Source organism: Mesorhizobium sp. M8A.F.Ca.ET.021.01.1.1 (genome assembly GCF_003998025.1).
Lineage (GTDB): Bacteria > Pseudomonadota > Alphaproteobacteria > Rhizobiales > Rhizobiaceae > Mesorhizobium.
The window spans coordinates 1-5093 of sequence record NZ_RZSJ01000464.1; the positions used below are offsets into that span (position 1 = coordinate 1).

Consider the following 5093-nt stretch of genomic DNA (forward strand, 5'->3'; position numbering starts at 1 on the left):
GTGTAGAGATGGGCGCTGTGGCTTCCTTCCACGAGGACAGTGGCACCCTTGTCGACCGCGAGCTCGCCTTTCTTGAATTTACTGATGAAGGCCAGCTCCGGTTTCTCGAACTCCCGGAACACCGGCAAGGGCCGTAATGGGCACTGCTCGCAAGGATATTGCCGGCTTGAAGAAGAGCGCCCGATCTGGCTTGGCATTTCGACCCCCCGTTGCGAAAGTCTGCCGGTCGGCAGGCCAGTTTCACGCGCTTGCCCGAGATCGCTGTTTCGTCGCCGGCGCATGTCTTTTTTAAATGACAAGACCCCAAATTGCGATCATGAATCCCGGCGTTTCAAGGAGCGATTGCCTGTGCCCCAATTACTTGACGGATTGCGCATTCTTGTCTTGGAGGATGAATTCCTCATAGCCATGGATGTCGAGCAACTCTGCCGTGACCACGGTGCGGGCGAGGTGGTGGTTGCCCGCGACCTGGCCGAGATCGACGGCCGTAAGGTCGCGACGCATTTCGACGCGGCCATTGTCGATCTGATGCTGGGCGGCGCTTCGACGCTCGAATTCGCCGCGGGCTTGCGGGAGACCGGCGTCCCGTTCGTGTTTGCGTCCGGCTACTCCGATGCGGACGAGATCAAGGCATCCTTTCCCGGGGTGAGGCTGGTCACCAAGCCCTATTCAGGCGAAGACCTCGTTGAAGCGGTGGCGCTAGCCTACGGTCGCGGCTCCCCCGGCTAAGACTGACGCGACGGCACTCGAATTGCCGTGATGCAGCCCGTATTTCAATGTGCCGCCGTGCCCGTGACCTGGGCGGAGATCGCATCGGGACCATACTCGTCCTCGCCGGAGATTTTCAGGATTTCCTGAAGGCGTGTACGAGCCCTGCTGACGCGGCTCTTGATCGTTCCGACCGCGCAACCGCAGATTTCGGCGGCCTCCTCGTAGGAGAATCCCGATGCGCCGATCAGGATGATGGCTTCGCGCTGGTCCTCCGGCAATTGCTCGAGGGCGCCGCGAAAATCCTTGAGGTCGAGCTGGCCGTGCTGTGCCGGATGCACCGCAAGCCGGGCCGTCATGATGCCGTCGCTGTCCTGCACCTCGCGGCCGCGCTTGCGCATCTGCGAATAGAATTCGTTGCGCAGGATCGTGAAAAGCCATGCCTTGAGATTGGTGCCAGGCTGGAAGCTCTCATGCTTGTCCCAGGCCTTGACCAGCGTTTCCTGAACGAGGTCATCGGCCTTGTCGGCATTCTGCGTCAGCGACACGGCAAAGGCCCGCAAGCTTGGGATTGCCCCAAGCAGATCGGTCTTGAAGCCTTGGGAGACCGCGGCCATGATCTAGTCCTTCTTCTGTGCGGGTTCGGCTTGTTCCAGTTGGCTGAGCAACTGGGCGAAGCGATCCGGCACATTGTCGGAGACCAGCTCGTCGTAATATTGTTTGAGTTTGCGTCCGATTTCGGAGTTCGGCCCCAGCGGGTCGCCGGCACCGTTCCGGCGCCTGCCCGCGGCGCCAGCCAAAATATCTTTCGTCATATCCTTCATTTCGCCCTTATAGTCCCAGCGCCCAAGCCGCTCATAACAACACAACACAAGGCAAGCGACACCCTCGTCTGGGTTGCCCATCCCGATATCAAACGCCGTTCCCATCTATTCGTTCCATATAGGCCGGAACTTTTTCGGAAAACCCGCGTTGTATTAGCGGGGCTTGCAACAAGCTTGACCTGCAATCCGTGCACTCGCGTCATCTGAGGGAGACGTCTTACCATGAGTTTATCCGCCACCATCGCACCGCACCTGCCGTTCCTGCGCCGCTTTTCGCGTGCCGTCTCGGGATCGCAAGAGAGCGGCGACGCGCTGGTCGCCGCGATGCTCGAAGCCATCATCGCCGACATCGAGATCTTCCCAGAGGCATCGAGTGACCGGATCGCCTTGTACAAGGTTTTCGCCAAGCTCTTCACATCGGTTGCCATCCGCGTCCCGCAGGAGCAGGCACAATCGGCGTGGGAACAGCGCGCGGCCGCCAATCTCAATGCCATCGCGCCGCTTCCGCGCCAGGCCTTCCTGCTGGTTGCCGTCGAAGGTTTCAGCGAGGACGAGGCGGCCGAAATCCTCGATGTCGGCGACCAGCAATTCTCCGAGTTGCTTGCCCAGGCAAGCAACGAGATCTCACGCCAGGTGGCGACCGACGTGCTGATCATCGAGGATGAACCCCTGATTGCCATGGACATAGAGGAGATGGTCGAGAGCCTCGGTCATCGGGTGGTGGGAACGGCGCGTACCCATGCCGAAGCGGTGACAATGTTCGGCAAGACCCGACCGAAGATGGTGCTGGCCGATATTCAGCTCGCCGACGGCAGCTCAGGCATCGAGGCCGTGAACGAAATCCTCTCCTCGACATCGGTGCCGGTGATATTCATCACCGCCTTTCCCGAGCGTCTCCTGACCGGAGAGCGCCCCGAACCCGCCTTCCTCGTGACCAAGCCGTTCAATCCCGACATGGTGAAGGCGCTGATCAGCCAGGCGCTGTTCTTCGATCGGCAGGCCAAGGCTGCCGCATAGATCGCGGCCTCCGGAAGCCGGACAAGATCAAAGAAAGGCCGCCGGATGCGACCCATCCGTCGGCCTTTTTTGACAAGCCGGATCGGCTACCGGCGAATTTCCAGCCGGCGCTGCCCGGAACGATTTGCAAGCCCCGTCTTTTTCGGCGAATGGTGGAACAAACCGCATCCACCCACGTTTTTATCGCATCATTCGAAGGAGATGAACCATGCTGTACTGGGCGCTCGTATTTCTCGTCGTGGCGATTATTGCCGGCGCGCTTGGTTTCGGCGGCATCGCTGGCACCTCCGCCGGTATCGCGCAGATATTGTTCTTTATCTTCCTCGCCTTCCTGGTCATTTCGCTTCTGGCCGGCCTGTTCAAGAGGGCATGAGCCTGACGGCTCATCAGGCGAACACTGGAAGCCGCACCCCTCAAACGGTTTCCAGCCACCGCCGGGCGGGGTCCTTCAATGGACACCGTCCGGCGGACCGCTTTTAGGGGAACCCATTCGACAGTGAGCCGTTCAGCCTGAGTTGGGTGGACAGATTTGATCGATGCGCTCCAGGACTTCAGATAGAACGGAAGGCGCACGGAGCGATGAAGTCATCGCCATGCATCCGGCCGAAAGTGGCATGCAGCTTGGTCGGGCTCTTCTCCACGCGCTGCACAATGCCGGCATTTCCGTCCTTTACCAGGATCGCGAGATGAAGACCGTATGGGCCCGCAACATGCGCGCGCCCTGGGCTTCCGACGATGCCGACGGGAACGGCATCCTGCAGACGGCGCAGGCCGATCGCATCGGCGCCGCCAAGCACGATGTGGTCGCGACCGGCGATCCTCAGCGCCTTGAAATCAGTGTTCCGGTCGAGAATGGCGTCCGCTGGTTTCAGATTTGGGTCGATGCCGACCGAGGCGACGATGGCGATGTACAAGGCGTCGTCACCACCATGGTCGAGACGACCGAGCAGAAGCGGCGCGAACAGACATTGACGACGCTGCTGCGTGAAGTCAGCCACCGCTCGAAAAACCTGCTGGCGATCATCCAGAGCATCGCGACCCAGACCGGTCGTTATTCCGACGGCGTCGGCGACTTCCTGACGCGCTTCCGCGGCCGGCTGCAGTCGCTGGCGTCCTCCCAGGATCTGGTGACATCCTCCAACTGGCGAGGGGCAGCCCTTCATGAGCTGGTGGCGAGCCAGGTCGGCCGCTACGGAGCGAACCCATCGCACAGCCTGCGCTTCCGTGGCGCCAATCCCTACCTCAATCCCAACGCCGCGCTACATATCGGCCTGGCGATGCACGAACTCGCCGTCAACTCCGTCAGCTATGGCGCCCTGTCCCGGCCTGACGGTTTCGTCGAGGTCACCGCCAACCTCGACGCCGCCGCCACGGGGGAGTTAGCCCTGTCTTTGACATGGGCCGAAACGATAGGGACCGACAACGATCGCGGCGGTCAAAAGCGATTCGGCAGCGTCGCCTTGGAGCGGGTGGTGCCAGCATCCCTGAACGGAACCGCGGACCTCAATATCGGCGGCGGCCACCTCGAATATCGCCTTGTCGTTCCGCACAGCAATTTCGAGACGCAGTGAGAGCCTCGGCAAGCAGCGATTCTTAACCGGCTATTCACCATAAGGGGCGGATGCTGTTTTCCCGGATACCGCCGGAACCTGCCCCGCCGTCGGACATTGTTTGCAGGCTTGCAGCGCGATACCGGAGGATGTCTTGACAGTCGCCGACATGAACAGACTGGAACAAGCCGCACGTATTTCGATGGGCGAATTTCTGGAAGCCGAATCCTCCGTAGAAACACCCCCTCGAGCAGATAAGGGTTTGGCGAAGGGGCTCCTTCTTGCCTTGACCGTGACAATGTTGCTGGTCGTTGTCTGGCAGTCGACCTGACTTAGGTCCTGCCCTGTTGTCATCCAAGTATTCGCGTAACTCCCTTGGAAGGACAGGAACTTTTTGACGATGTTGGCCGTTATTGCGGCCAGAGGAACATCTGTCATGGAACACATAGCCGCGTTGTTACTGGTGATCGGTTGCTCGAACTCGATGGCCGAATGTCGGGAATTGCAGGTCCCAGTCAGTGTTTTTGCAACAGCCGACGAATGCACCGCTGAGCGCCCCTTCGCGATGGGCGACGTACAGGGACAGGCGCAGCATATCGTCGCCAAATGCCTCGCGGCCGACCCCGCGCTGGAGGACGACTACGATCAAATTGCCTGGAAGGTGCGGCCAGACGGTAGCCTTGACGCTTCGTTGGTGATTTCCAACCTCGTCATGGCATCGAACACGATCCGCCCAGAAAAAGACCACCTTAGCCAACAATAAATTTGCAGCAGCAAAGGCCATCGTTTCGTGCTAAATGGCGGTTGGAGCTTACTAAAGTGTGGACACAAGTGAGGAGTGACTCTATGCGGAAAATACTTATTGCCATGGTTGCGGTGGTTGCCGTCAGCGGCTGCACCACGACTGAGCAGGACGTCGTCGGCGGCGGCTTGATCGGCGCGGGCGTAGGCGGATTGGTCGGCGGCGGCAAGGGCGCGCTGATCGGCGCGGCCG

9 protein-coding genes and 1 pseudogene are annotated in these 5093 nt (G+C 60.3%); 7 read left to right on the plus strand and 3 right to left on the minus strand.

Going from position 1 to position 5093, the window contains the following annotated elements:
• Positions 1-197, minus strand: a pseudogene (locus tag EOA36_RS37805) (Crp/Fnr family transcriptional regulator); the annotation flags it as partial.
• A 151-nt stretch (positions 198-348) separates the two neighbouring features.
• Between EOA36_RS37805 and EOA36_RS27150 the strand changes: the two are divergent.
• The gene (locus EOA36_RS27150; protein ID WP_245464483.1) at positions 349-729 is read left to right on the plus strand and encodes a response regulator; all 381 of its coding nucleotides are present in this window, start codon (positions 349-351) and stop codon (positions 727-729) included.
• Between the two features lie 44 nt (positions 730-773).
• On the opposite strand, the gene EOA36_RS27155 is transcribed toward EOA36_RS27150, so the two are convergent.
• Together EOA36_RS27155 and EOA36_RS27160 are read right to left on the minus strand one after the other, a co-directional pair.
• On the minus strand, positions 774-1325 hold the full coding sequence (locus tag EOA36_RS27155) for an RNA polymerase sigma factor (protein WP_010911883.1): 552 nt from the start codon (positions 1323-1325) through the stop codon (positions 774-776).
• Between the two features lie 3 nt (positions 1326-1328).
• Positions 1329-1532: a NepR family anti-sigma factor gene (locus EOA36_RS27160; RefSeq protein WP_127280183.1), complete on the minus strand. Its 204-nt coding sequence runs from the start codon at positions 1530-1532 to the stop codon at positions 1329-1331.
• Positions 1533-1754: 222 nt separating this feature from the next.
• On the opposite strand from EOA36_RS27160, the gene EOA36_RS27165 reads away from it, so the two are divergent.
• The 6 genes from EOA36_RS27165 to EOA36_RS37430 form a co-directional block, all read left to right on the plus strand.
• The gene (locus tag EOA36_RS27165; RefSeq protein ID WP_127280180.1) at positions 1755-2549 is read left to right on the plus strand and encodes a response regulator; all 795 of its coding nucleotides are present in this window, start codon (positions 1755-1757) and stop codon (positions 2547-2549) included.
• Between the two features lie 208 nt (positions 2550-2757).
• Positions 2758-2922, plus strand: a complete 165-nt coding sequence (locus tag EOA36_RS27170) for a DUF1328 domain-containing protein (protein ID WP_027031438.1) — start codon at positions 2758-2760, stop codon at positions 2920-2922.
• A gap of 163 nt (positions 2923-3085) precedes the next feature.
• Positions 3086-4120 (plus strand): sensor histidine kinase, encoded by a 1035-nt coding sequence (locus EOA36_RS27175; protein ID WP_127280181.1) that lies wholly within the window; start codon positions 3086-3088, stop codon positions 4118-4120.
• A gap of 133 nt (positions 4121-4253) precedes the next feature.
• Entirely contained in the window at positions 4254-4430 is a 177-nt protein-coding gene (locus EOA36_RS37425) for a hypothetical protein (protein ID WP_189521847.1), read from the plus strand.
• A gap of 105 nt (positions 4431-4535) precedes the next feature.
• The gene (locus EOA36_RS27180) at positions 4536-4862 is read left to right on the plus strand and encodes a hypothetical protein (RefSeq protein ID WP_127280182.1); all 327 of its coding nucleotides are present in this window, start codon (positions 4536-4538) and stop codon (positions 4860-4862) included.
• An 83-nt stretch (positions 4863-4945) separates the two neighbouring features.
• Positions 4946-5093, plus strand: a 148-nt coding sequence (locus EOA36_RS37430) for a lipoprotein (RefSeq protein WP_189553372.1), incomplete at its 3' end; no start/stop codon positions are given.

What these genes read in the sequence shown, in the direction of transcription:
- EOA36_RS27155 (WP_010911883.1), bottom strand. Translation starts at nt 1,325, where the DNA reads ATGGCCGCGGTCTCCCAAGGCTTCAAGACCGATCTGCTTGGGGCAATC.
- EOA36_RS27160 (WP_127280183.1), bottom strand. Translation starts at nt 1,532, where the DNA reads ATGAAGGATATGACGAAAGATATTTTGGCTGGCGCCGCGGGCAGGCGC.
- EOA36_RS27165 (WP_127280180.1), top strand. Translation starts at nt 1,755, where the DNA reads ATGAGTTTATCCGCCACCATCGCACCGCACCTGCCGTTCCTGCGCCGC.
- EOA36_RS27170 (WP_027031438.1), top strand. Translation starts at nt 2,758, where the DNA reads ATGCTGTACTGGGCGCTCGTATTTCTCGTCGTGGCGATTATTGCCGGC.
- EOA36_RS27175 (WP_127280181.1), top strand. Translation starts at nt 3,086, where the DNA reads ATGCGCTCCAGGACTTCAGATAGAACGGAAGGCGCACGGAGCGATGAA.
- EOA36_RS27180 (WP_127280182.1), top strand. Translation starts at nt 4,536, where the DNA reads ATGGAACACATAGCCGCGTTGTTACTGGTGATCGGTTGCTCGAACTCG.